18 protein-coding genes and 2 pseudogenes are annotated in these 25,308 nt (G+C 65.3%); 10 read left to right on the top strand and 10 right to left on the bottom strand.

Annotation, left to right across the window (positions count from 1 at the left end; translation table 11 throughout):
• Nucleotides 1–75: 75 nt before the first annotated feature.
• The 4 genes and pseudogenes from A5707_RS22655 to A5707_RS22645 all read right to left on the bottom strand — a co-directional run.
• Entirely contained in the window at nucleotides 76–8,373 is an 8,298-nt protein-coding gene (locus A5707_RS22655; protein ID WP_065016679.1) for a BTAD domain-containing putative transcriptional regulator, read from the bottom strand.
• Nucleotides 8,374–8,493: 120 nt separating this feature from the next.
• A complete protein-coding gene (locus tag A5707_RS22650) occupies nucleotides 8,494–9,189 on the bottom strand; it encodes a Type 1 glutamine amidotransferase-like domain-containing protein (RefSeq protein WP_065016678.1) in 696 nt (231 codons plus the stop codon).
• Between the two features lie 12 nt (nucleotides 9,190–9,201).
• Nucleotides 9,202–9,405, bottom strand: a pseudogene (locus tag A5707_RS24240) (hypothetical protein).
• Nucleotides 9,406–9,407: 2 nt separating this feature from the next.
• A pseudogene (locus A5707_RS22645) lies at nucleotides 9,408–9,512 on the bottom strand (antitoxin MazE-like protein); the annotation flags it as partial.
• A gap of 96 nt (nucleotides 9,513–9,608) precedes the next feature.
• Here A5707_RS22645 and A5707_RS22640 point away from each other — a divergent pair.
• Together A5707_RS22640 and A5707_RS22635 are read left to right on the top strand one after the other, a co-directional pair.
• A complete protein-coding gene (locus A5707_RS22640) occupies nucleotides 9,609–9,887 on the top strand; it encodes a type II toxin-antitoxin system Phd/YefM family antitoxin (RefSeq protein WP_065016676.1) in 279 nt (92 codons plus the stop codon).
• On the top strand, nucleotides 9,884–10,294 hold the full coding sequence (locus A5707_RS22635) for a type II toxin-antitoxin system VapC family toxin (RefSeq protein WP_065016675.1): 411 nt from the start codon (nucleotides 9,884–9,886) through the stop codon (nucleotides 10,292–10,294). Before A5707_RS22640 ends, A5707_RS22635 begins: the two co-directional genes overlap by 4 nt.
• Before the next feature lie 537 nt (nucleotides 10,295–10,831).
• Here A5707_RS22635 and A5707_RS22630 read toward each other — a convergent pair.
• Nucleotides 10,832–11,956, bottom strand: coding sequence for a 1,4-beta-xylanase (locus A5707_RS22630; protein ID WP_065016674.1), 1,125 nt, complete (start codon nucleotides 11,954–11,956; stop codon nucleotides 10,832–10,834).
• A gap of 165 nt (nucleotides 11,957–12,121) precedes the next feature.
• Here A5707_RS22630 and A5707_RS22625 point away from each other — a divergent pair, with 165 nt between their 5' ends.
• Complete coding sequence (locus A5707_RS22625) at nucleotides 12,122–12,325, top strand: excalibur calcium-binding domain-containing protein (protein ID WP_065016673.1); 204 nt, start codon at nucleotides 12,122–12,124, stop codon at nucleotides 12,323–12,325.
• Between the two features lie 21 nt (nucleotides 12,326–12,346).
• Here the strand turns inward: A5707_RS22625 and A5707_RS22620 are convergent, their stop codons facing one another.
• On the bottom strand, nucleotides 12,347–12,733 hold the full coding sequence (locus A5707_RS22620) for a DUF2237 family protein (RefSeq protein WP_065016672.1): 387 nt from the start codon (nucleotides 12,731–12,733) through the stop codon (nucleotides 12,347–12,349).
• A 216-nt stretch (nucleotides 12,734–12,949) separates the two neighbouring features.
• Here A5707_RS22620 and A5707_RS22615 point away from each other — a divergent pair, with 216 nt between their 5' ends.
• The 5 genes from A5707_RS22615 to A5707_RS22595 all read left to right on the top strand — a co-directional run bounded on the left by A5707_RS22615 (nucleotide 12,950) and on the right by A5707_RS22595 (nucleotide 18,036).
• On the top strand, nucleotides 12,950–13,711 hold the full coding sequence (locus A5707_RS22615; protein ID WP_082969636.1) for an SDR family oxidoreductase: 762 nt from the start codon (nucleotides 12,950–12,952) through the stop codon (nucleotides 13,709–13,711).
• A 54-nt stretch (nucleotides 13,712–13,765) separates the two neighbouring features.
• Nucleotides 13,766–14,200: an SRPBCC family protein gene (locus A5707_RS22610; RefSeq protein ID WP_065016670.1), complete on the top strand. Its 435-nt coding sequence runs from the start codon at nucleotides 13,766–13,768 to the stop codon at nucleotides 14,198–14,200.
• Nucleotides 14,201–14,221: 21 nt separating this feature from the next.
• The gene (locus tag A5707_RS22605) at nucleotides 14,222–15,400 is read left to right on the top strand and encodes an acyl-CoA dehydrogenase family protein (RefSeq protein WP_065016669.1); all 1,179 of its coding nucleotides are present in this window, start codon (nucleotides 14,222–14,224) and stop codon (nucleotides 15,398–15,400) included.
• A gap of 44 nt (nucleotides 15,401–15,444) precedes the next feature.
• Nucleotides 15,445–17,229 carry an N-acetylglutaminylglutamine synthetase gene (gene ngg, locus A5707_RS22600; RefSeq protein WP_065016668.1) on the top strand — a complete coding sequence of 595 codons (1,785 nt, stop codon included), beginning with the start codon at nucleotides 15,445–15,447 and terminating at the stop codon, nucleotides 17,227–17,229.
• Between the two features lie 120 nt (nucleotides 17,230–17,349).
• Complete coding sequence (locus A5707_RS22595) at nucleotides 17,350–18,036, top strand: sensor domain-containing protein (RefSeq protein WP_065016667.1); 687 nt, start codon at nucleotides 17,350–17,352, stop codon at nucleotides 18,034–18,036.
• A gap of 8 nt (nucleotides 18,037–18,044) precedes the next feature.
• On the opposite strand, the gene A5707_RS22590 is transcribed toward A5707_RS22595, so the two are convergent.
• From A5707_RS22590 to A5707_RS22575, 4 genes are all read right to left on the bottom strand, one after another.
• Entirely contained in the window at nucleotides 18,045–19,637 is a 1,593-nt protein-coding gene (locus A5707_RS22590) for a Na+/H+ antiporter (RefSeq protein ID WP_065016707.1), read from the bottom strand.
• Between the two features lie 51 nt (nucleotides 19,638–19,688).
• A complete protein-coding gene (locus A5707_RS22585) occupies nucleotides 19,689–21,587 on the bottom strand; it encodes a serine/threonine-protein kinase PknD (RefSeq protein ID WP_065016708.1) in 1,899 nt (632 codons plus the stop codon).
• Nucleotides 21,588–21,681: 94 nt separating this feature from the next.
• Entirely contained in the window at nucleotides 21,682–22,104 is a 423-nt protein-coding gene (locus tag A5707_RS22580; RefSeq protein ID WP_197495409.1) for a hypothetical protein, read from the bottom strand.
• A 118-nt stretch (nucleotides 22,105–22,222) separates the two neighbouring features.
• Nucleotides 22,223–22,579, bottom strand: a complete 357-nt coding sequence (locus A5707_RS22575) for an MmpS family transport accessory protein (RefSeq protein WP_082969635.1) — start codon at nucleotides 22,577–22,579, stop codon at nucleotides 22,223–22,225.
• A 163-nt stretch (nucleotides 22,580–22,742) separates the two neighbouring features.
• On the opposite strand from A5707_RS22575, the gene A5707_RS22570 reads away from it, so the two are divergent.
• Both A5707_RS22570 and A5707_RS22565 read left to right on the top strand, forming a co-directional pair.
• Complete coding sequence (locus A5707_RS22570) at nucleotides 22,743–23,828, top strand: dihydrodipicolinate reductase (protein ID WP_065016666.1); 1,086 nt, start codon at nucleotides 22,743–22,745, stop codon at nucleotides 23,826–23,828.
• Between the two features lie 124 nt (nucleotides 23,829–23,952).
• On the top strand, nucleotides 23,953–25,308 hold a 1,356-nt coding region (locus A5707_RS22565), incomplete at its 3' end, for an Hsp70 family protein (protein ID WP_419866464.1).

The raw sequence follows: 25,308 nt of genomic DNA, 5'->3' as shown, positions 1-25,308 counted from the left end.
TTTGGAACACCCGTGCACGGGTAGCTCCATCAAACCTACGGTGGGGGAGGCGGCCTTGTGGTGGGTTGGAGTTGCTCAGAGTGACAACAATCCGTCAGACGGGCTGAGTTCCGCGAACCGAGCGAGCGCGGCCTCGACGTCTGACTCGTCGAACATCTCGCAACGGTTGACCAGGTCACCGTCGACGGTCAGAATTGCGGTCTCTCGCCACTCGGCGTCGAAACCCTCTTGGGAGGACCCATACGCCGCGTGCGTGAACACGATTCCAAGATCGCTCAATCGGTGTATCGCCTCGATGTGAATCTTGATGTCCGACGCGACGTCAAAAGTGGCTTGCAGGTACTGGGCGAATTCACCAGGCGCAAAAGCTATCCCGCGGCGGTGGTCGATGTTCACCCAATCCGACGTTGTCGTGGGTACCTCATGCCGGTTGATCGTCGCGTAGTCCCTCGTCACGACCGACCAGGTGCGCGAGTGAGGCGCCGCTTCGCCGGCGAGGTAGCGAGCATCGAGCTCTTCGAAGGCGGCGTCGATGTCGTCGGGGTCGAAGAAGACGTAGCCCGCGATCCGCTCGTCGGCGTCGATCTCGACGATGCCTAGCAACTCGACGCCGAACTCCCCATCGCGCGGGTCGCCGTTCCAGGAACAGGTGCGAGTCAGGGCGAGGCGCTCCCCACGGGTCGCGAGGACCGTCAAGGTCACGTTCGCCAGTCCCTCGACGAGGGCTCGCATGTTTGCCATCACGGTATCGCGGCCATCCCAGAACCCGACACTCACCACGCGTCGACGATCGTCGACGAAACTGTCGTCGGCCAAGATCTTGGCTATCGCCGCCCAATTGTGGACCGCGGAATCGGCAAACAAGCGGCGATTTGCCCGGCTTGCCGCATTCTCCAAATGGCATGTCTGTGTTTGCAGTTCGTCGAAGCGGGCGAGGGCGGTGTCGAGATCGGCCTCATCGAAGGCTTCCACGCGGCTGTAGAGGTCGCCTTCGAGTACGCTCACGGCGATTGCCCGCCACTCGGCGCCGAATCCCTCCCGCGACGTCCCACGCGCGGCTTGGGTGACGACCCCTCCCAGATCGCTGAGCCGATGCACCGCCTCGATGTAGACGCTGATGTCCGGCAAGAGATCCCACAGGCTAGAAAGATACGCGGCCAGATGTTCTTGCTCGGTCGTTAAGACCGCTCGGTGGTCGATGAAAGCCGAATCCGGTGTCATGCTGGGAAGTTCGCGCCGATTGGTTTCGTAATAGCTCCGCGCGACGACCGACCATGTCTGCGCGTGGGCGGCAGCCTCGCCGGCGAGGTACCGGGCGTCGAGTTCTTCGAAGGCAGCGTCGATCTCGGTAAGGTCGAAGGCGACTCTTCCGACCAATCGCCCGTCGGCGTCTGTCTCGATGATTTCTAGGGCATCGAGGTGGTACTCCTCTTCCTGGCCGCTGACCATGTAACGGCCGCGACGGAGCGCCAGGTGCTCACCCCGGATCGCAATTACTTCCGACGTAAGGCTGATACCACCGACGTCGGCGAGTGCCGAAAGTTCGGCAAGTACGGCATCGCGACCATGTCGGACGCCAGTGTTGACTACCCGACGCCGATCGTCGGTGCAAGCATCGTCAGCCAGGATCTCCGCTATCGCCGCCCAGTCGCGAGACGTAAAGTAGGCCAGGAAGCGATCATGCGTTCGGCTCACCGCGTTTTCTAACCGCCGAGGCCGCGGTAGCAACTCCTCGAACCTCGCGATCGCGGTGTCCAAGTCGGCTTCGTCGAATAGCTCGCAGCGGTTGATGAGATCACCGTCGACGGTCATGATTTCAGCGCATCGCCATTCGGCGTCGAAACCCTCGTGCGATGTACCTTTCGCCGCTTGAGTGAAGACGATTCCGAGATTGCTCAACCGATGTACGGCCTCGATGCGCAACCTGAAGTTCGGCAGGAGTTTCCACTGAGCACTGAGAGACGCGTTAAAGGCGCCTGCCTCCATCGGAAATCGCCGGTGGTCGATGTTCGCGTAATCGGGTGTCGTCGGGGGAAGCTCGTGCCGGGTCATCCCGGCATAAGCCATCGAGATCACCGACCACCCGCGCGCGTGCGGTGCCGCCTCGCCGGTGAGGTATCGAGCATCGAGTTCCTCGAATGCGGCGTCGGCGTCATCAAGATCGAACATCATGCACGCGGCGATCCGGTTTTCACTATTGACCTCGATGATGCCCAGCACATCGGTACGGAACGCCTCAGGCCGCTGGTCGTGGCCGGCGAAGCGAAGACTTGCGAGTACCAGGCGGTCTCCACGTGTCGCAATCACCGTAAACGCCACGTTCTTCGTTCCGGTCTCAGCAACAGCCCGCCAGTCCGCGATGATGACCTCTGGGCCGCGTCGTATTCCGACGCCCACGACCGAACGACGGTCGTCGCTGAAGCTGTCCTCGGCCAGCAACTGGGGCATGACTTCCCACTCACGTGCCGCGAAGTGCGCCAGAAAGCGCTCGCTCACTTGGCTTGCCGCGTTTTCCAATCGTGGCGCCGGCCGGCACAGTTCGTCGAATGTCGCGAGCGCGGCCTCGAGGTCAGCTTCGTCGTATACCTCGACCCGCGCCTCACTCGGAACCAAGGAAATCAGGCGGGCCCATTGCAATTCGTTGCCATGGGTGTCAGTCCCCGCGATGACGAGGGTGGCGACGACGCCGTGAGCGTCCAGTGCATGGACCACGGTCACTCGGTAGCGAGCATCGGGCACCAGAGACCACAGCTCCTCGATACCCCGCTCGTAGTCTGTCGACGTCGCGAACGGGACTTGTCGATGATCGGCATATGTCAGGCCCCGGATCATCGGCCCCGGCTCCTGACGGTTGAGCTCCTCGACCGCATCCATCACGGTCTGCCAGGTGTGGGAGTGGGGTGCTGCTTCGCCCGCGAGGTAGCGCGCATCAAGCTCCGCAAAGGCGGCATCAATGTCATCGCAATCGAACACAACGACCGCAGCTATTCGTTTGTCGGTGTCAATCTCAACGACCGCCAGTATCTCGATGCGGAACGCGTCTTGACGTTGGTCGGTTCCGGTGAACCGGTAATGACTTAGGGCGAGACGCTGTCCGCGTGTCGCAGTGACCGTTGCTGTCACATGCTGGGATCCGACAGCGGCGTACGCATGCACGGTGAGTTCGGCATCTCGACCATGTAGGTTCCCGGCGTTTACGACTCGACGTCGATCTTCGATGGAGGTGCCGTCGGACAGCATCTCGGCCATTGCGTCCCAGTCGCGGGCCGCGAAGCATTCCTGAAAGCGCTTATCCACTCTGGTTGCCGCGTTTTCCGGTTGCCGTCGCGGCTGGCTGAGTTCATCGAATCGCGCGAGCGCAGCGTCGAGGTCAGCCTCGTCAAACAGCTCGCAGCGGCTGAGTGCGTCGCCTTCGACAGTGAAGATGCATATCATCCGCCACTCGGCGTCAAGGCCCTCCTGTGAGATCCCATGCGCCGCATGGCTGATGACCGCACCGAAGCTATTCAACCGATGCACAGTCTCGATGTAGATCTTGCTGTCAGCCAAGTCGTCCCATGCGGCCTGGATGTACGCGATGATGCCACCTGGGGGCACGGCTGCTCCGCGTCGGTGGTCGATGCTCGCGAAACCTTGTGTCGTGGCGGGAACTTCGCGTCGGTTGACTGCCGCGTACGCAGCCGTGATCGCAGACCATGTGTGTGCGTGGGCCGCCGCATCGCCGGCGAGGTAGCGGGCGTCGAGTTCGGTGATGGCGGCGTCGAATTCGTCGGGATCGAAGACGACAAGCGCCGCCAGCCTGTCGTCCGCATCGAACTCGGCGACATGAAGCGCTTCGGCTCCGAACTCTTCCGGTCGCTGATCGTGAGTCGAAAAGCGATTGAGTGAGAGGCGCCGCCCGCGGGTTGCCACCACGGCCGGGGTCATGTTTGTGAATCCGACTTCGGCGGACCGTCGCAAGTCTTCGATCGCGGCGTCGCGGCCGTGCCGGATACCCGCGTTCACGGTCCGCCTGCGATCATCGACAATCAGGTCCTCGGCAAGCAAATAGGCCATGGCGTCCCAGTCGCGGGCGGCGTAGCACGACGAAATACGCTCTGCTGCTCTGCTTAAGGCGTTTCCGAATCGCTGCGCGGATGGGCGTTCTTGCTCGAATCGGGCGTGCATGGCGTCGAGTTCGGCGATTGCGGCGTCGAGGTCTTCGACGTCGAACCACACCTGCAGCGTGATTAGCCCTTCCTCATTGATGCCGTATATCTGAAGGAATTCGTCGTGCGGCGCCCCGGGGCTTGAGTCGGCAGTACCTACTGCCAATCGATTGAGAGCCAGGCGCTCGCCTCGCACCGCAACCACGACGTGGCTGATCCGCACTCCGCCGGTCTCGAGTACGAGTCGGTGCTGATGCGGCCAGTCGCCGAAGGGGATATCGGTCGGCGTGAAGCCGATGATCTTCCGCCGACTCTCGACCGAAGTCTGGGGCGCAAACAACTGCTCGAACTCGTCCCAAGCTCCGCGATTGACAGCAGTCTCTACACGTTCACCCGCTCGTACGCATGCGTTCGTCAGTTCGACGATCGGCGTTGCGGATGGTGCCGGCGCAGTCGGAACGTCGCCCTCGCCGAGCATCCGATGCGCCTTCTCAGTAAGTGCTGCAGCGCCCTTGCGCTCATACAGATCAGCCGCCCGCTGGGCTGCCCCACGCGCACCGACGGCGTCGCCGGCGGCTCCCAAAACCGTGGCTAGCGCCAGGCATGCGTCGCCGTGGTCGACCAGCGCGTCGGTGCGCTCGGCCAGGGCGACTGCAGCCTCGGCGACGCGCCGGGCCTCCTTGTGATCACCACGACGCGACAGCAGCTGCGCCCGAAGCGTGCGCCAGGAGATCGAGGCTTTCAGCGCGTGCCCGGCGAGACGTTCACTTTCCGAACACAATTCGTCGGGCTCGGCATCCCGTCCGAGCGTAAGACAGGCGCGACCCAGCAGGGCCGCAGTCTCGGCGGTATCGGCGTCAAGTCCCATGCGTCGAAAACCGTTGTAGGCCTTGCGCAGGTGCGGCTCGGCGGCAGCAGGATCGTCGACGACCAATTCGACAATGCCGGCAAACTGCTCAACCTCAAGCAGCGCATGGCGTAGTCCGAGTTCGGTGACTGTGCGCCGGGCCGAGTCGATCATTCGTCGAGCTGCCTCGGCGCGCCCACGGAAAGCCTCCAGCACGGCCTGGCATCGCGTCGACGTGGCCTCGACGGCGGGCGAGTCGGTCGTGATTCGCAGCAGCCGCACCACGTCAAGGCACCGCCCGCCTGCGCGCGGAACAGGATTGGGTCCCCACAGCGCCGCGAGGGGCGCCCCGGCCAGCACCGCGTTCACCCGGCGATGTTCGCGTGCGCGTCGCGCCGCGGTGAGGGCCTCGTCCAGGGCGATTTCGCAGTCGCCGACTCTTCCCAGGCGTGCGAGGCATCCGGCGCGCACGGTGTGCGCCTGCGCTTCTCCGGCCGCATCGTCCAATTCGGCCAGTTTCTCGGCGGCCGCACCGACGGCGGCTGCCACCTCGTCCAGTCGCTCGGGGTGGATCAGCATCGACAGCTGGCCGTCGAAGCACGTGGCCCATGCTGTTAGCCGGGCGGAATCGACTGTTGCTTCTTGCAATTGCGCGACGGCACCCGCTGCCGATGCCACATCACCTGCGGCCAGCAGCGCCTCGCAACGCGCGATGAGTAGCTCGGCGGTCTGCTCATCGCGGTCGGGCAGCTCCTCGTCGATCTCTTCCAGAGCGTGCAGCGCGTGATCGTAGAGATCCGCGGCGCCCTCGTAGCCGAGCCGGGCCATCGCCTGGTCGGCGGCACGCCGACAGTAGAGGACGGCCTTGGCCGCATTTCCCGCCCACGCGCATTCGAAGTAGTGATGGGCCAGTTCGGCCAGCAGCTCGTCGTCGGCGCCAGGCTCGTTCTCCAGTGTCGTGGCGATGCGTTGGTGCAGCCGCATGCGGCGCACGGACGCCAGCTCGGCGAGCAGCGACTGCCGAACGATGGCGTGGTTGAACCGATATCGACCGCCGGGCTCTTCGATGACGATGCCGGCCTTGCACGCCTCGTCGAAGGCGTCGACGAGATCTTGGTCGACCACCCGCTCCACGAGGTCCAAGGAGAATCGGCTGCCGACGACCGCGGCTGCAGCAAGAGCTTTGTTCGTTTCGGCCGGAAGCCGGGATAGCCTGCGGCTCACGGCTTCACGGACACCTTGGGGCAAGGTGCTCGGATCCCAAACGCCGCCGCTTTCGTCCACATGGCGCAGCGCCTCGATGAGGAAGAACGGATTGCCGCCGGTGACGGACGCCAAGGCTCGGGCGAGCTCTTCGTCGTCGTAGCCGGCCTCGGCGACATAGGCGCTCACGTCGTCCTCGTCGAGGCCGCTGAGTGCAAGGCGATTAGCGGTGCCGTCGCGGTGCAAGTCGGCGAGCATCGCAGCCAGGGGATGGGAGCGGTCGAGATCGGTGCTGCGGTACGTCCCAACGATTTGGACACGAGCCTGATCGCCAAAGCGCAGCAGATGCCGCAATAACAACAGGGTGGGTTTGGCTGCCCAGTGCAGGTCGTCGAGAATCAGTACGACGGGTGCGCTCGTGGAAGTGAGTTGCAGCAGTGCGACGACGGCGTCAAACAGCGCATACCGTTCGGTGTCCGGATCGGCGCGGGTCGGCGTTGCGAGGTCGGGTATGACATCGCTCAGCCCAGGCGCCAGCGGCAGCAGCGCTTCAACGCCGCGCAGTCCCCGCAGCCGACTGGCGCCGAGGCAGGGCATCAGCGAACGCAGAGCTTCGGCGAACGGTTGGTAGGGCGCGCCGAGATCCTCGTCGCAGCGCCCATAGAGCACGACCGCCCCTTGCTGGTAAGCCTGGCGCGACCATTCGCCGGCAAGGCGGGTCTTGCCGACGCCGGGTTCGCCGGCGATCAGCACCGCGCGCGTGCTCCCGGTAAGCGCGGTCTGCCATGCCGACAGAAGTCGTTCGAGTTCATCGCCGCGCCCGACGAACGGCCCGGGGCCGGTCAATATCGCGGGAAGGTCGGGCCGCTCAATGGGGGCTTCGCTGGGCTCCTCAGGGAGCTCGGTGGTTTCGAGTCGAAGCTCGAAAACATGCTCTGGACGCGCCAGGTTTTTGAGCTGACGCATCCCCAAGTCGGCGAGCAGAACGTCGTCGGGCAGTGAATCGATGACGAGTTCGGCGGTCGCCCCGGAGCAGAGGATCTGGCCACCATTAGCCAGCGACCGCAGGCGGGCGGCTCGGTTGACCGCCCGACCGAAGTAGTCGCCGTCGCGAAGTTCGACCTCGCCGGTGTGTAGTGCCACCCGAATCCGCATGGGCTCTCGCAGTGCCCATGGCTCGTGGAGGATGGCGTCCTGCAGTTCGATAGCCGCGGCGGCCGCCGCCGATGGCCGCTCGAAGACCGAAAACGTCGCATCGCCCTCGCCGCGTGTCTTGATCAGCCGCCCGCCGCGCGACGTGACGACCTGTTCGACGAGCTCGTCGTGCCGCGCTAGCGCGGCCGCCATGGCCCCGGCGTCGGCCTCCCAAGCGGCGGTTGAACCTTCGATGTCGGTGAGCAGAAACGTGACTGCCCGCATCACCGACTGAAGTTGTTGTGCCACAGGAGCATCCAGAGCTGTATCTTGAGCGACAACTGCAGCCTCGAGCCGACGAAGTTCCGGCCCGGGGTCGACGCCGAGTTCGTCGGCCAGCAGCGACCGTGCCCGTTGGTACGCGGCCAGCGCCTCACCCTGCCTGCCGGCGCGGTAGAGGGCGAGCATCAGTTGGCCCCAGCGTCTTTCGCGCAGCGGCGCATCGGCCACCGCGGCTTCGAGTTCGCCGACGATCTCGGCGGCCCGGCCCGTCGCGAGCAGCGCATCGGCCCGGTCCTCGACCAGTGCGGCGTGGCTTTCGATCCAGCGCGTCTTCTCGGACACGCCCCGGTGTGAGTCGGGCAGTTCGGGGATTCCGCGCCACAGGGTCAACGCCTCCTCGAAGCGGGCCACCGCTTGTGTGTTGTCGCCGGCGGCTGCAGCGTCGCGACCTCTTTTGGTGGCCAATTTGTAGCGCGAGGCATCAATTTCAGTCGTGCTGAGAGTCCAACCAGTGCCCTCCGTCAACACGAAGCCGTCGCCCAGGGTGCGACGCAGCGACGAGATGTGGGTCTGGAGGGCTTTGGCGGCGGTACGCGGGGGATCGTCGCCCCAAAGAAGCTCGATCAGTGTTTCGGCGGGCACTACCGAGCCGCCGTGGAGCCCGAGCATCGTGAGGATGGCGCGCGGCTTCGCGCCCGGGATTGGGACGGGCGCACCGTCCTGCCGGACCTGAAGAGGTCCCAAAACCCCCAGTTCCACGGCTTGAAGCGTAGTCACGTAAGTGATCGTCGGTGGGGCGATTCAACACGCGGTCAAGGTCGAGTAAAGCCGTCGCGTCTTCAAAGCAGTCGCACCTTGAGCCGCGGCTTCAGCGGTCGATCAGCTGTCCTCGTCGGCGTACAACAGTGCTTGGGTGACCTGACTGTCCTCGAAACGGAATTCGTGCGCCGGACGTCGCAGCGGCTCGATAGTGGCATCCGGATGCACAATGACTCCGCCGCCGGAGGGGATTCCGAGTCCAGCGGCGGCTCCCCCCAGCAGATGAACTGTCCGCGACAGACGCGCCCATTCGGCTCGCTCGTCGTGTGTGTCAATGATCAGGGGGACGAGCTTGAAGAACTCACGCAGCTCGATGGTGGGGGATTCTGGAGTCTCGACGACTCCATAGCGACCGAGCTGGACGGCGCCCGCTGAAACACCAACTAGGACTGCGCCTTTGGCGTAGCGGTCCAGGACCGCGTCCTTCATTCCGGTTCTCTCGAACGTGTCCCAGCCGAGACGCACGTCGCCGCCCGCGAGGACGATCAACTGGGCACGCTGCAGGAAGGCGTGGTCCTCTGGGCCGAACGACGACATGATCATCCGACGGTCGGTGATTCCGACCGCATCCACCGCCTCCTCGAAGATGCCGTAGAAGTCGGGATTGTCCCCATTGGAGGCGCCGATGTACGCGGCGCTGAGCGGCGTATCCCGAGCCAGTCCATCGACGGCGGCTTCGAGGAGCAGACGGTCCTGCGACTCCCAGAACAGCAGTTGACTGTCCGCGAGCAGGTAGAGCGGTTGGAGTTGCGGCACAGGTTCAGCTTCTCAAACCGCGAGTCCGAGAAATACCAGTAGCGCACGGTTGAGCCGAACGAGATCTCCATCCGAGAGGCGACCGACCTGGCGGGTCAGCCCGGTGGTGATCGGGACCGTTGCGTCGAACCGGTCGTCGCCTATGACCACTACGGGACGTGGCTTTCCGCGATAGGCGCCGCGTGCTGCGGCCGGTTAGATGTCGCCTCGCCGCATGGTTAGGTGGCGTCGTCCCAGTCGGCCGAGACCGCGTCGATGAAGGCTTGATCATCGAGGTCCTGTTCGCTGGCGGCGACAAGAGTCGATTGGCGGTGCGCTTCGCGGGCAGGTGCCATATGGCAATTGTTACGTGTAACAGCGTCCTGGCGCGAAAACCCGATGTCCGGAGCAGGTAGCACAATATGTGCTACCGTAAGGTCATGGATGCGATCGGGGTCCGAGAACTGCGACAGCACGCGTCGCGATACCTCGCCCGGGTTGAGGCCGGCGAGGAACTCGGCGTCACCAATAACGGCCGGTTGGTGGCGCGGCTTGTCCCCGTGCGGGCCGCCGAACGGTCTCGTGCGGCTCTGATTGAGTCAGGCGCTCTGATTCCGGCCCGTCGTCCACAGAACCTTCTCGATGTCGCCGCCGCACCGGGGCGAGACCCCAAGCACAATCTGTCCGATGTCCTCCACGAGATGCGCGAGGAGCAGTGATCTATCTGGACACCTCGGCGCTGACCAAGCTGCTTGTCGCAGAGCCTGAGACGTCCGAATTGCAGATATGGCTATCCGCGCAAAGCGGCCAGGGGGAGTATGCGGCGACGAGTTCGATCGGCCGGGTCGAGTTGATGAGAGTCGTTGCCCGATATGGGGAACCGGGCCAAGCCGAGCGTGCACGTTACCTACTCGATGGCCTCGATATTCTCCCGCTCACCGAACCCGTGATCGCTCTGGCAGAAACTATCGGCCCGGCCACCTTGCGTTCGCTCGACGCAATTCATCTCGCGGCTGCCGCTCAGATCAAGCGGGAACTAACCGCTTTCGTCACATATGACCACCGTTTGTTGAACGGATGCCGCGACGTTGGGCTCGCGACGGTGTCACCCGGCGCACCCCACTGAGTAGCCCGATGGAAGCTGCGGCGGGCTGGCGCGCGGCGACAAACGCGAAGTTCTGTCGTGAGCTGTGCCAGCGCTAACTGAGGCCATCAAGCCGCCGATAGCATCACTTAAGTGCGTACCTGATGCGATCGATGGGACGTCGGCGTTTCCGCCTTGCCGTCTAACCCCCGTACGTGGGACCTTGCACGCCGTCGCGGTATGTGGTGCATTGCTTCCCGGTGCAACACGTCTCGATGAGAGTGGGGGCGGCGCCCCAATGGGGTTGTACCTCCTGCGACGTATAGTCGCCGCCGGAACCCCGGCAGTTACTTTCGATATCCGTTTGCGCATGGGCAAGCGGTGCCGTGAGCATCACCGCGCCCGCGATGGCAAAAGTGGCCACGGGCATGGCGCTGAATACGCGACGTTTCATGTTCTCTCCATAGCTTCGCCTAGTTAGCGAGGTCATTCGCTCAAGCCGTCAGCCGTGCGGTATTGACGCCGCCAGTTTAGCGGTTCTGCGCTCGACCCAAGCTGCGAACCGTGGAGTTCGCCGCGTTACAGGTTGCTCAGTTTGTTGATGGTTTGGATTTCGCTGTCCCGGAAGGGCCGTGCATCAGGTTGGACCAGGTCGTGAAACCAGACCTTCGGAACTGTCTTGTATGGGTGGTCCCAGGAGTCCCATGGGTAGTACGTCTGGGTCTTGCCGGCGAACAAACCCCAATTGAGTGCACCGACGTTGTAGCGCTTCGCAATTGGCAAGACGCCCTCGACGGTGCTGCCAAGTGACCGAGCCAGGTACTCGGTGCAAAGGATCGGCCGGCCCAGCGGCGACAGTTCGGCGATCCGGGCCTCAAAGCCCGCCGGCTTGTCGTAGCAGTGGAAGGTGACCACGTCGGAGTTGTCCAGTTGGATGTTGACGATTTCGCTGCGGCGCTGCGGATCTCCCCACTCACCGTCCCACACGCCGCTGGTTAGCGGCTGGCTTGGATCAACCGATCGTGCCCATCCGAACGCCAGGGAAAGCAGATCGGCGACTCGCTCCTGCTTGTCTTTCCGTTCGACCTTGCGATACACCCGCGCGGGATTGTCGGGCTCATTCCACAGGTCCCAACCCAGAACACGATCGTCGGTTCGGAACTGGGTCAGCACTCCGGTGACGTAGTCGCGCAGCGTCCGGCGATAGTCGAGGTCATCGAGGTGCTCAGCGCCCGGGCTTTGCACCCAACCGGAGTTGTGCACGCCCGGACGTGGCGCGCGCTGGCGACCCGGTTTGGGGAACGGATCCCAACAGGAGTCGAAGAAGACAAAGAGAGGCTTGATGCGTCGACGCGCCGCGATGCCTACAAACTGCGCCAGACGTCGTTGGAAGCCTCGGGCGTCCTGGGCCCAGAGCTGATCATGCAAAAAGACCCGGACCGTGTTGAGCCCGTGCGCCTGAGCCCAACCCAGCTCGGCTTCGATGCGCCGCGGGTCGAAAGTGTCGGCCTGAAACATCTCGAGTTGGTTGATCGCGTTGGAGGTGATGTAGTTGACGCCGACGCGCCAGCCCTGTGCCTGATACCAGCGGTTGGCTCGGTCCGGTGACCACGGAGTTGCCTCTGCGACGGCGCGCGGCATCTGGGTCAGCGTCGGGCCTGCTGCCATCAGCAGCGGCAGCTTCAACACCGTTCGACGCCTCACAAAATGACCATAGTTGCCCGGGTGAGGTGGGCCGGCCGTGTTGCTCGATCTGGGCCGTGGGCTGACCTCCAACGGCAAAGCGCATCGTCACACCGTCTTTTGGCCGACAGACTTGGGTCAGCTAATCTTGCGCGCGTCACCACCGGGAATGAAACGGAAGTCAGCATGATTCGCGCATTGTTAGCCGCCGCAGGCGTTGTCGCGGCCGCTGCCATTGGTATCGCACCAGCAGCCAACGCAGGTCCGCCGTACAAGAACTGCACCGAAGCGCATAACGATGGCCGATACAACATCCCGGAGGGCGACGAGGCCTATTCGTCGAAGCTTGATCGTGATGGCGACGGCCTCGCCTGCGAGCCGAAACGCTAACCGCTGAGCATCTGTAGAGCCTTACAAGTCACCCAGGTCGTCGGGCACATCCACGGCATACTCGCGGAGCACCTCTAACGGGACCACGTCCAGGGTGCGTTCATGGGTAGCGGCGAGCACCACCGGGGCCGCGTAGCCGTCCTGGTGAGCCCGAAGCCAGTTCAGCGCGGTGACGCACCAGCGGTCGCCGGCGAGGAGCCCGGGGAAGCGGTACTCAGGTCGTGGCGTCAGCAGGTCATTGCCGATGGAGCGCTGATGCTTGAGGAACTCGGCGGTCACGACCGCGCAGATGGTGTGGATGCCGATGTCCTCGGCGCCAGTCGAACAACAGCCGTCACGGTAGAAGCCGGTCACAGGATCGGTGCCGCACTGTTCCAACGGGCCGCCCAGCACGTTGCGATCGGGCATTGATTCTCAGCGCCCGAGTTTTTCGCAGACTGTGCCCGTGAGAAACCCGATCCGACTGACCCGGCCGATTCCGTCGACGTCCAGATATTTCATGCGCCCCACGGTACTGGGCTGCCCTATTCCGCCCAACGCAATACCGGGTTCTTCACGACCGGTGGCAGATACGCTGTGCCTGCATCAGGGTCGTTACAAGAAAGGGCGAATATGTCAAGGACAGTGGTGATCGGCGCATCGAGCGGGCTCGGGCGCTGCATTGGTGTCGGCCTGGCGCAACGCGGCAACCATGTCGCGTTGCTCGCCCGGCGTCGTGAGCGTCTGGAGGCTGCTGCGAAGGACGCCGGGTCGGACGCGATCGCCATTGAATGCGATGTCGCCGACGAGGCGTCCTGCCGTTCGGCCATCAATGGTGCCGCCGACGCATTGGGCGGCATCGACAGCCTTGTCTATACCCCGGCGGTGGGGCCGCTCGTGCGCATGGTCGACACCGATGCCGAAACCTGGCGGCGAGTCTTCGACACCAATGTCATCGGCGCCGCGCTGGCGACCGCGGCTGCGGTGCCACACTTGACGGCCTCCGCAGGCAAAGCGGTCTATCTGTCCTCCGACGCAGGCACTTTCGGCCCGCCTTGGCCGGGCCTTGGCGCGTATGGCGTCAGCAAGGCGGCGCTCGAACGACTCGTCGACGCCTGGCGCGCCGAACACCCCGACATCGGCTTCACCACGTTGATCGTCGGCGAGTGCGCGGGCGGCGAGGGCGACGCGCAAACGGGAATGAACATCGGCTGGGACGCTGAGCTCGCGACGCAGGCCGTCCCGCTTTGGTTGTCGCGCGGTTGCATGCCCGGCAAGTTGATGCCCGTCGAAGACCTCATCAACGTCGTGCACACGATCCTGTGCGCCGACGCGTCGACATCGATGCCGGTTGTGGTGGCCAGGGGTGCGCCCGCCGGAGCCGCAGCGTTTCCCGACGCCGGTTAGCCGCAAAGCGGGCGTCTACCATGACGTGGGCAACGCCGTCAGGCAGGAGTACTCATGGTCGAACTACGAATCGAGCGCACGATCGCGGCGCCTCCGGAACGGGTCTTCGACTGGCTGGCCGACCCGGCCAGCTTGACCGCCGCCCCGCCAGTCCTTAAGGCGCGGTGGGAGAAAGGCCTGTCGGGACCGGCCGAGGGCGCGGTACGACGGGTGATCGGGGTGGGCACCTGGTTTCGCGAAGAGATCACCGCTTATGACCGGCCGCGCACCTACTCATATCTCATCCTCCGCTCCGTCCCGCCGTTCGATCACGAGGGCGGCACACTGACGTTCACTCCGGAGGGCGGCGGCACCAAGGTCGTCTGGCTGACCCGCTACAGCCATCCGGCTTACGTGGGCGGCAAGTTGCTGGAGCCGGTCAGCCGTCGGCTGCTGCACTCAAGCTTCTCGGCAATTCTCGCGGGCTGCGCCAAAGCGCTGGAAACGTAACCGGTTATCGGTAGAACAGTCATGACGACGACAGCAAGCCAGGTCGTGGCGTTGGCCAAAGGGATGTGCGAACTCGTTCGTGCCGAGGCGGCCGAATCCGAGCGAAACCGCACCCTGACCGCGCCGATCGTCGACGAGATGTGGGCCAGCGGCCTGATGTCGGCGTTCGGTCCTGTCGCGGCCGGCGGTGTCGAACCGTCGTTTGCCGACATGATCGAGACGTGGATCGAAATGGCTTGGCAGGACGGCTCGTTCGGCTGGGTAGGCATCGCCAACCTGCCGTCCACGTTCGCGGCCGCCGCCTATCTCCCCGACGACGGGTTCGCCGAGGTTTTCACCGCTCACGACAACCGGGTCACGATGGGCGGTCAGTTCTTTCCCAACGGGCAGGGCGTCGCCGTCGACGGCGGGTACCGGGTAACCGGATCGTGGAATTTCGGCTCCGGCATTGGGCATTCGCAGTATGTTGCCGCGGGCTTTCTCCCGATGGACAACGGTGAGATGCGCTGGGTCAGCGACGGCGTACCCGACATGCAGGTGGCTGTCATTCCGCGCGAAGACATCACGTTCAACGATGGCTGGCATGTGCAGGGGCTCAAGGGAACTGGATCCTATGACTACAGCACGCAGGACGTGTTCGTGCCGCACAGGCGGACCTTTCCGCTGTTTCGCCGCGAGCCGTACCGCGGTTCCTCGCCGGCCACGCGAATGGGGTTGATGTCGGTGACGGCTGCCGGTCACGCGTCGTGGGCGCTCGGGGTGGCCAAAAGCATGCTCGACGATGTCGCCGAATTGGCGGCGACGAAATACCGGATGAGCGACATGGGCCAGTCGTTGGCTAGTCGCCCCACCTTCCAGAAGGGCCTCGCCCACCACGTCGCGGCGTGGCGCGCCGCGCGTCTGTTGGTACTCGACGCGTTCACCACCGCCGAGGCTTCGGTTGCCTCCGGCCAAGACCTGTCGCCGGCCCTGCGAGCCGACATGCGGGTAGCCGCCGTTTACGCCACCGATACGGCCCGAAGCTGTGCGGAGTGGGCCCATTTGGTCGCCGGCACCACTGCGATCCGTGAGGGCAGTCGCCTCGAACGGGCCTTTCGCGACATGTACACGGGCACTCAGCACGCCTTCATCAGCGAAAAGGTGGCCATCGATGCCGCGCAGATCTGGCTCGGCATCATCGAGGACCAGTTCGGGCTCTGAGCAGCCGTGGTAGACGACCCGGGAAGTGGGTAAACAGTACGACCATGCGAGCCTCCGACGACCATCCCGAGGCGATCACGCTCGGCTTGCACGACACTGCGCCGTCGCACCTGATGGACAAGATGGCCGAGAATGTCGAGCTCGAATTGGGTTGGGGCCGACTCATATTCGGTCAGACCTTTGCTGACTTGGACAAGCTGACCGAGGCGCTGCGATGGGAAGGGCCCGGCCGGCGCGACATTTGCATCTACCCGCGCGAGCCGCATGTGGTGGTCGCCGCGTCGCCGAGCGAGTTCTTCATCGATCCCAGCCACACATATCGGCTGCGCTTCAACGATTTTGATCCCGACGACATGCCTGCGCCGCCAACCGGACTGACGGTGCGCACCCTGAAGAAATCCGCCGACGCCGATGCGATGAACCGGGTTTATGTGCGCTGCGGAATGGTCCCCGCCCCGGTCGACGCGATCTGGAACAACCATCGTCACGCTCCCGCAGTCACTTACTTGATTGCGGTGCGTGACGACGACGGCGCGGTGGTGGGCACCGTAACCGGAGTCGACCACGAGCTGCTGTTCTCTGATCCGGAGCGGGGATCCAGTATCTGGGCCCTGGCGGTGGATCCAGCTGCCGCGCTGCCCGGCGTCGGCGCAGCGCTGACTCAGGCGATGGCCGAGCGCTTCCGCAGCGAGGGCCGCGCCTACCTGGACCTGTCCGTCGCGCACGACAACGCCGCGGCCATCGCCCTTTACGAGAAACTGGGTTTTCGCCGCATCCCCGTGATGGCGATCAAGCGCAAGAACGCGATCAACGAGCCGCTGTTCACTCCGTCGCCAGAGACGCTCGACGACCTCAACCCGTATGCCCGGATCATCGCCGACGAGGCGCTGCGCCGCGGCATCCGGGTGGAGATCCTGGACGCGGAGGTCGGCGAGATGCGGCTTACCCACGGCGGCCGCACCGTGATCACCCGCGAGTCCTTGTCCGAATTCACCTCGGCGGTGGCCATGTGCCGCTGCGACGACAAGCGGCTGACCCGTCGCCTCGTCTCGCAGGCGGGCATCACGGTGCCGCGCGGCCGCTTGGCCACCTTCGACGACGCCGACTACGCCTTCCTGACCGAAGTCAACGAGGTCGTCGTCAAACCCACCCGAGGAGAGCAGGGCAAAGGCATCACGGTCGGCATCACCGTCGACGACGGCCCCGACGAGCTTGCCGCTGCCTTGACCCGGGCGCGGGAACAATATCCCGAAGTGCTGATCGAGGAGCGAGTGCCCGGCGACGACCTGCGCTTGGTGGTCATCGACGGCAAAGTGGTGGCCGCCGCGCTGCGGCTGCCCGCAGAGGTGATCGGCACGGGCAACCACAACGTGCGGGACTTGATCCAGGCCGAGAGCCGGCGACGCTCTCAGGCCAGCGACGGCGAGGCCAGCATCCCGCTCGACGAGGTCACCGAGGCGACGGTCGTCGATGCCGGCTGGACGCTGGATGATGTGCTGCCCGAAGGAACTCGGCTCCGGGTTCGCCGCACCGCCAACGTGCATCAGGGCGGCACCATCCACGACGTCACCGCAAAGGTGCATCCGGAACTTTGTCGGGTGGCCGTCGCCGCGGCCGAGGCGATCGGCATTCCGGTGACGGGCATCGACCTCGTCGTTCCCGACGTCACCGGCGATGACTACGTCTTCATCGAAGCCAACGAGCGGCCAGGGTTGGCCAACCACGAGCCACAGCCGACCGCCGCGACGTTCGTCGACTTTCTGTTTCCCGGTCAGCCGGCCCCGCCGCAGGCCTGGACGCCGGAAGAGTCGCAACCTGACCGTGACTGACACCGCGGTTCGGCCTACGCCCTGCTCCCCACAAATGGCGTTAGGCTGGCGAGACGCGGGTTCTGACCGGCAACGCAGGAGAGCGACCGCGACGCGGTGACCGGGAATGGGGAAGAGCAGATGCGTCATCTGACGGCCGCATTTGTAGTGGGCCTTGGCCTTCTGACCGCCGGGTGCGGCGGCAACGACCACGGCGACGCCAAAGCGACGACAACCACCACCACATCGCGCATTCCTCGTCCCGTCGTCGAGCGTGAACTGGCCCCGTTGCTGCTCACCCCCGAGCAAATCAACCCCGTGATGGGGGCGACCGAAATGAAGATCACCCGGAAGCACGACACGATGTCCGACGACAGCGCGATCATGGAGCCCCGGGAGTGCCTGGCCGTCGACAGCGCGGCGCAGGCCCAGGTCTACGCCGACAGCGGCTTCACGGCGATGCTCGACCAGGCCTTCAACGACGGCGACAACTTCACTCACTACGCCGAGCAGGCGGTGGTGTTGTTCCCGATCGCCAAACAAGCCAACGCCTTCTTCGCCGCGTCCGCCAAGCAGTGGCCGGAATGCCACCAATACCGCCACATTCAGTCCGGGACGAAATGGACTGCCGGGCCGATATCCAACGCCAACGGGGTCCTGAGCCTGGTCGCCAGTCAGCAGGACCCCAGGGCCGGCGGCTGGGCCTGCGGGCGGGCGCTGGCGGTGCGCAACAACGTCATCGTCGACGTCAACACCTGCAGCCCCGACCCGAAGAACACCGCCGTCGATATCGCCAACCAGATCGCCGCCAGAGTTCCGAACCAGTAGGCCGCTGATCAGTCGGTGTCGGCGGGGTCGAGCAGTCGGACTTCCTCGAGGTCCATCGCCGACTGCAACTCGCGCAAGACGATGTCGTCGATCCGGTTTTGATCCCGAAGCTCGGTGACGGCTCGGCGTTTGTGCTCGAGCACGCCAAGCCGCACGCGTCGTATCAGGTCGTTCTGCTCGGCCGCGCCGCTGATGGCCGGGTCGTCGGCGCTGGCCGCGACGAGCGCGGCGCTTTCTTCGTATTCCGTTTGCAGGCGGTCCAGTAGTTCGCTGCCGATGCCGACCTCATCGGCGACCACCGGCAAAGCCTCGATCGCCGCCTCGGCGCTGCGAGAGCGGGCCAGTTGCAATTCCTCAGCGTGCGTAGCGTCTTCGGGCATTCGCGCCCACCGGACCACGAGTGGCAGCGTGCTGCCCTGAACCAGAACGGTCACCAGAATCACGACGGTCACCACGAAGATGATCAGGTTGCGGTCCGGGAATGCGGCGCCGCTGTGCGTAGTCAGCGGGACGGCCAGCGCCGCGGCAAGCGACACGGCGCCACGGAATCCCGCCCAGCTGGACACCACGCGCTGACGCCAGCCGGTCCGTCGGGCGCGCTGCACCGCACGCCGGTCGACGGTGCGTATCAACGCCGTAGTGGCTTCGACCCACACAATTCGGGTGGCGATCACGACGCCGGTCACGGCGAGGGCCAGTAACGCCGCGTGGCCCAGTCCCGCACCGACATTGACGATGCCGTGGACCGCGCCCGGAATCTGAACGCCGACGAACACCCACAGCGAGCCGTTGATCAGAAACGTCGCAATATCCCAGAACGCGAACGACTGCAGGCGTGATCGGGCCCGGATCACCCGCGGCCCAACATAAGTGAGCACCAGCGCGGCCACCAGCACGGCGACCACACCGCTGCAGTGCATCGTTTCGGCGAGCAGGAACGCCGCGAACGGCGTCAGCACACTCAACGCGCCCTCCTCGAGCGGAGCGTCGATTCTGCGGCGCAGCAAGGTCACCGCTGCGCCGACCGCCAGTCCGGCGGCGATGCCGCCGAGATAGGAGCCGGCAAAACGGCCGACCAGCGCGGCCGGGCCGATCGCGGGGCTGCCGGTCGCGACGGCCACGGTCACGGCGAACAGCACCAGCGCGGTGCCGTCGTTGATGATGCTCTCGGCGCGCAGCACGGTCAGAGGCCGCCGGGGCAAATGCTTCGCCAGCCCGGCCACGGCCGCGGCATCCGTTGGCGAGAGCACCGCACCCAGAACCGCCGCCGCGTGCGACTCCATCCCCAATGCTCGCGCCGTCCACGACACTGCGACCGCGGTGGCAATCACCAGGCCGACGCTGAACAAGACGATGACGCGCAGATTCGCCCGGATCTCGCGGAAGCTGGTGTTCATGCTCTCCCAGTAGAGGATCGCGGGCAGGAACAACAGCAGCACGATCTCCCCGTCGAGCCGGGTCTCGCCGAACCGCGGGATCAGGCCCAGCGAAGCGCCGAGCAGGATGAGCAGAACTGGCGGTCCAACGCGATAACGCTTGCCCAAAACCGTTCCCGCCACCACGGTGGCGACCAGCGCGACGACGACGACAAGTCCGAACACGAGGACATCTTCCGGCACGCGGCCGCCACCGAGCCGAGCACCCCGGCGTACTTACTTCTGCTGCAGCGACATCACTTTGTTGCTGTGGCCGGCAACGTAGACGGTGCCGTTGCTGTCGACGGCCAAACCCCACGGAAAATCGAGGCCGGTGAACGGCAGTTCGACTTGCGCCGTCGAGCCGACGGGAAGTTTGAGGGTGCGGTTGTTTTGGCTGTCGGTGACATACACGGCGCCCTGGTTGTCCACCGTCACGCCGCCGGGTTCGTTGAGGCCCCGGAAGGGCAGCGTGGATTGACTGCTGGAACCGGCGGCCAGCGCCAGGATTTGGTCATTGCCGCCGTCGGCGACGTAGATCGTTCCGTTGCTGTTCACCACCACGCCAGTCGGAGCGTTGAGACCGGTGAACGGAAGCTCGGTTTGCCTGTTCGACCCGGCGGGTAGCGCCACCACCCGGTTTTTCGCGGTGTCGGTGACATAGACGGTTCGGCTGTTGTCCACGGTCACACCGGTGGGATTGCCGAGATCGTTGAACGGAAGCTGGGTTTGGGTTGTCGAGCCCGCCGGTAGTACCACCACGCGCTTGTTGCCGGCGTCCGTGACATAGACCGTTCCGCTGTTGTCTGCCGTGACACCGGTTGGGTAGTTGAGTCCGTCGAACGGCAGTACGGCCGGGCTGGTGGAGCCCGCCGCCAACGCCAGCACCCGGTTGTGCAGAGTATCGGCGACGTACACCGTCCCGCCGCTGTCGACCGACACCCCTTGCGGCTCCCGCAGACCGGTGAAGGGCAGTGCTACCTGCTGTGTGTCGCCGGCGTTGGAGCCGCCACCGCCCAGCACGACCATGCCCGCGATAACCACGATGACGCCAAGTACCGCGGCGGTCGAGATGAGCACGGATTTTCGGCGCCACCACGGCTGCGACGGTGATGGTGTGGTTTCGGGCAATTGCGCCGGGACGGGTTGCGGCCGCGGCGTCGCGACGGCGTTCGGCAACCGGTGCTGGATCGTCGCCGGGCTGGGAGCTTGCTGCGGTTGCGGGGCGGGCGGGCGGCCGCGGCCGTTCGGGCGGGGCTGCCGGTTCCCCCGAGGGGGAGTCGCCGACCGGGCGCGGGCAGGCGCCGGCGGCGTGGTGACGGCGTCGTAGGCGGCCCGCGCCAACTGCACCGCGGTGCCGTATCGGTCGTCGGGATTTTTGGCCATGCCCGTCGCGATGACCGCATCGAATCCGCCCGGCAGCCCGGGGTCGGTGATCGAAGGCCGTGGCGGCGGCGCTGTCAGGTGGTTGGTGAGTTGTTGCTCCAGGCTGTCACCGGGGAACGGATGTGCTGCGGTCAAGCACTCGTACAGCACACAGGTCAACGCGTAGATGTCCGAGCGCGCGTCGACGGGGCGGGCGTCGAGTTGCCCGGCGCTGAACCGCTCCGGGGCCATGTAGTGGAATGTCCCGATCACGTCGCCGGCGGTTGTCAAGCCCAGTTCGCCTGCCGCGCGGGCAATTCCGAAATCGATCAGATAGGCAAAATCATCGTCGTCGAGCAATATGTTGGACGGCTTGACATCTCGATGCAGTAGCCCGACCTTGTGCGCGGCATGCAGTGCCTTGGCGATCTGGTCGACGATGTACACCGCTCGCTCCGGTGCCATCGGACCCCGGCCCAAAATCGACTGCAGATCGCGACCCTCGATCAGCCGCATGTCCACGAACAGCCGCCCGTCGATTTCCCCATGGGTGTGGATCGGTATGACGTGCGGGCTGCTCAGTCGTGCGGCCGCATGGGCTTCCCGACGGAACCGCTGTTGGAACACCTCGTCCCGGGAAAATTCGGGAGGCAGAATCTTGATCGCGACGACCCGGTCGATCACCGTGTCGTGGGCCCGCCAAACCTCGCCCTGGCCGCCTCGGCCCAGCAACTCGATCAGCCGGTACTTCCCGAACGAAGTCCCCTGCAACGGGCCCTCCCACAGCAACTTGTCAGCAACTTGGCAGCACCATAACGTGCCAGCAAGAACAGGCGCAGGTTTTTTGGTAGCTAAGCCCCAGCCGCTACCACCGGGTCAGCGTGAAGGGATAGCTGTCGGTTCCGCCCGGCCCGCCGCCGCAGCCCGTTTCGTAGCTCGACTGCACCGAACCGCTGAGCGTTACCGCGTCCCAGGAGTAGGTGTCATGCGACGGATAGAAGGCGACCACACAGCGCACACCGTCGGGCACGTCGACGCTCATTGTGTAGCGGCCGTCGACGAGTTGGGCGTCCCCGTCGTAGGGCGCGGCCTGACCGTTGGGCTGTGGGATCGCCTGCACATGTACGCAGTCGGCGGTAGGGCATGGCCGGACGGCCCAAATCCAGGCATGGCCCGGATCTCGCGCCGTCTCGAGTGCATAGTTGCCGATGTGCATCTCGGCTCGAGAAACCGGCGCGAGTGTCACCGCGATTGCGGTGAGCACCGCGCTGAGCGCCAACGTCTTCACGGACCACACTCCGTTCGTCTCGCACGCAGGTCGCCTGAATATTAGGCGTTGTCGGCAGCGGACTGTGCGGAACCAGCGAAAAGTCCATGTCCGCGAGTGCGGGGCGAGATGCGCGCGATCAGTGCGAGCAGGCGGTGCGGGCGGGCTGGCCGGTGGCGGTCATGTTGGTCACCACGTCGCCATCCACCAGGATCGCGCAGGTGATCGAGCCGGGCCCTTCGGCGCTGAGCACGAACACCTGGGTACTGAACGCGGTGAACTGCGTCGTCCACGGCAATGTCACATTTGCCTGCTGCTGCTGCCCTGTGTCCGTTTGATACGAGATGTATTCGGCCACAGGAGAACTGCCACTTACGACGTAGCGGATTTTCTGCGGCTGCGGTGTTGCGTTAGCCACGCCGACAGCACACGTGGCCGTGGCTACGGTGAACGCGGCAAAGGCAGCGAACACGTTGCGGCCCGTGAAACGCGTCATCTGGATGCCTCCGGTTCAGGGACGGTTACCGGCCTTATGGTGGCACTCGGGCGCCGGTTATCCAGCGTTTTCGCATCTTTTGCCGTCGCGGTGCAGCGGCCCAGCAAGGGATTTCGCGTGGCCGCCGCTTAGGGTGAGCCGGACACGAGCGAAGAGGTGACAGATGCCAGAACGCAGTCCGAAAAGGGTTGTGGTGTGGGGTACCGGATTCATCGGCAAGATGGTGATCGCCGAGATCGTCAAACATCCACAGTTCGAACTGGTGGGCGTGGGTGTCAGCAGTTCCGACAAGGTGGGCCGCGACGTCGGCGACATCTGCGGGTTGGCCGAGCCCATCGGCATCACCGCCACCGACGACGTCGACGCGCTGATTGCGCTGCAGCCGGACGCGCTGGTGCACTACGGGCCGACCGCCGCGCACGCCGAGGCCAACATCGCCTTGATGACTCGGTTTCTGCGCGCCGGCATCGACGTCTGCTCCACTGCGATGACGCCGTGGGTCTGGCCGACCATGCACCTCAATCCGCCGACGTGGATTCAGCCCATCACCGAAGCCTGCGAGTTGGGGGAGTCGTCGTGTTTCACCACGGGCATCGACCCGGGCTTCGCCAACGATCTGTTCCCGATGACGCTGATGGGTCTGTGCTCGGAGGTGCACACCGTGCGGGCCTCGGAGTTGCTCGACTACACCAACTACACCGGCGACTACGAAAACGAGATGGGCATCGGCCGTGGGCCTGAGTTTCGCCCGGTGCTGGAGAACCGCGATGTGCTGATCTTCGCCTGGGGTGCCACCGTCCCGATGATCGCGCACGCTGCGGGCATCATGCTCGACGAGATCACCACCACCTGGGACAAGTGGGTGACTCCCACGGAGCGCAAGACCGCCAAAGGCATCATCGCGCCGGGCCACGTCGCGGCGGTCCGGTTCACGATCAACGGCATCTACCAGGGCAGGACGCGGATTCAACTCGAACACGTCAACCGCATCGGGCACGACGCCGCCCCGGACTGGCCGTCGGGCACCAAGGACGACGTCTACCGGGTCGACATCGAAGGAACACCGAGTGTCTTCCAGGAGACCGCGTTCCGATTCACCGACGGTTCCGGACGTGACGCGGCAACGGCAGGGTGTCTGGCGACGGGGATGCGGGCGCTAAACGCGGTGCCGGCCGTCAACGAACTCTCCCCGGGCTGGGTCACCGCGCTCGACCTTCCGCTGATCGCCGGAGCCGGCACGATTCGCTGATCCGGGCTGTCGATAGATTGGGGGGCGGTGTGCGCAGGCACGCCAGCGGGTATTGAGGGTGGGCATGGCAAACGGACAACGACCGGCGGTAGGTCTGTCAGTGGGCGCCACCAACCTTGCGGCCGTGACCGCCAACCGCGCGGTGACCCGTAAGCCGGTGCTGACTCGGTATCGGCAGCGCCCGCCCGAAGTGGGTGTGCCATCGGAGAACCCGAACCTGACCGAGCGCGGCCTGGTCATCACCGACTTCGTCGACCGGGTGGGCGATTCGGCAGCGATCGTGGCAGCTGACGGCTCCACACATCGCAGCGAGACCGTACTCGCCGACAGTCTGCGGGCACTGGGGTACACCGCGACCGAGGGTCGCGCCTTGCCCGAAGCGATTGCCGTCACCCATCCGGCGCATTGGCCGCCGATGGCCGTGGACGCGTTGCGGGCCGCGCTGAGCCGGGTGCCAGAGTGGGCGGGCGGACTGACGCTGCTTCCGGATTACCTGGCCGCGCTGACTGCCCTGCAGTCGGACCCGGGCTTGCCCGGCCGCGGAATCATCGCGGTGTGCGATTTCGGTGGCAGCGGCACCAGTCTCACGTTGGTCGATGCCGCAAACGGCTACCAGCCGGTCGCGCCCACGATGCGGCACACCGAGTTTTCCGGCGATGTGATCGACGAGGCGCTGCTCAGCCACGTGTTGGCCGAGCTGTCGGCAGCAGGCCCGCTCGACACCTCGGAAACCTCCGAGATCGGGTCGATGACCCGGCTGCGAGTTGCGTGTCGACTCGCCAAAGAAGACCTGTCGTCGGCCACGGCCACCACGCTGACCGCGGATCTGCCCGGATATCGCGGCGATATCCAGGTCACCCGAACCGAACTCGACGACGCGATCCGCCGGCCGTTGGACATGTTCGTCGCTGCGGCCCAGCAAGCCTTACACCGCAACGGAATTCGTGATGTGGCGGCGATCGCCACCGTAGGTGGTGGTGCGAGCATTCCAGCCATCACGACGGCGCTGTCCGAACACTTGCGGGCCCGGGTCATCACGGCGGCGCGGCCACAGTTGGCCGCTGCCGTCGGGGCCGCGCTTCAGGCCATCCGAGGCACTGGCGACACCGGCGCGACGGCGTTGGCGCCGGCTGTCACCGAGGCCGGACCGATCGCCGACGCCACCACGATGGCCGAAGCCGCGCCGGGCCCAGACCCCGAGCCGGCGCTGGCCTGGTCTGAGGCCGACGACGCCTCCGCGATCATGCCGCTTCTCACCGGCGAGTACCCCGTAGCGGGCAGCAGCGCCCCCGCGACTTCTGCCCGGCCGCAGCCGGCCGTCGACCATGGGGTCCGGCCCAGCGGCGCCGCCACGGTGCCCTGGTATCGGCGGCCGGCGGTGGTGATCATCGGCACCGCGTTGGTGGTATTGGCGATCGGTCCGGCCTCGGTGACAGCCGGCGCCAACGCCGTCGCGCCGGTGTCGCCAGTGCCTCGGATG

It is taken from the genome of Mycobacterium kyorinense, from assembly GCF_001672775.1.
Lineage (GTDB): Bacteria > Actinomycetota > Actinomycetes > Mycobacteriales > Mycobacteriaceae > Mycobacterium > Mycobacterium kyorinense_A.
This window is presented reverse-complemented; position numbering and strand designations above follow the sequence as displayed.

Excerpts from the sequence above, each read along its gene's own strand:
- A5707_RS22640 (WP_065016676.1), top strand. The coding sequence starts at position 9,609 with ATGGATGCGATCGGGGTCCGAGAACTGCGACAGCACGCGTCGCGATAC.
- A5707_RS22625 (WP_065016673.1), top strand. The coding sequence starts at position 12,122 with ATGATTCGCGCATTGTTAGCCGCCGCAGGCGTTGTCGCGGCCGCTGCC.
- A5707_RS22620 (WP_065016672.1), bottom strand. The coding sequence starts at position 12,733 with ATGCCCGATCGCAACGTGCTGGGCGGCCCGTTGGAACAGTGCGGCACC.
- A5707_RS22610 (WP_065016670.1), top strand. The coding sequence starts at position 13,766 with ATGGTCGAACTACGAATCGAGCGCACGATCGCGGCGCCTCCGGAACGG.
- A5707_RS22605 (WP_065016669.1), top strand. The coding sequence starts at position 14,222 with ATGACGACGACAGCAAGCCAGGTCGTGGCGTTGGCCAAAGGGATGTGC.
- ngg (WP_065016668.1), top strand. The coding sequence starts at position 15,445 with ATGCGAGCCTCCGACGACCATCCCGAGGCGATCACGCTCGGCTTGCAC.
- A5707_RS22595 (WP_065016667.1), top strand. The coding sequence starts at position 17,350 with ATGCGTCATCTGACGGCCGCATTTGTAGTGGGCCTTGGCCTTCTGACC.
- A5707_RS22575 (WP_082969635.1), bottom strand. The coding sequence starts at position 22,579 with ATGACGCGTTTCACGGGCCGCAACGTGTTCGCTGCCTTTGCCGCGTTC.
- A5707_RS22570 (WP_065016666.1), top strand. The coding sequence starts at position 22,743 with ATGCCAGAACGCAGTCCGAAAAGGGTTGTGGTGTGGGGTACCGGATTC.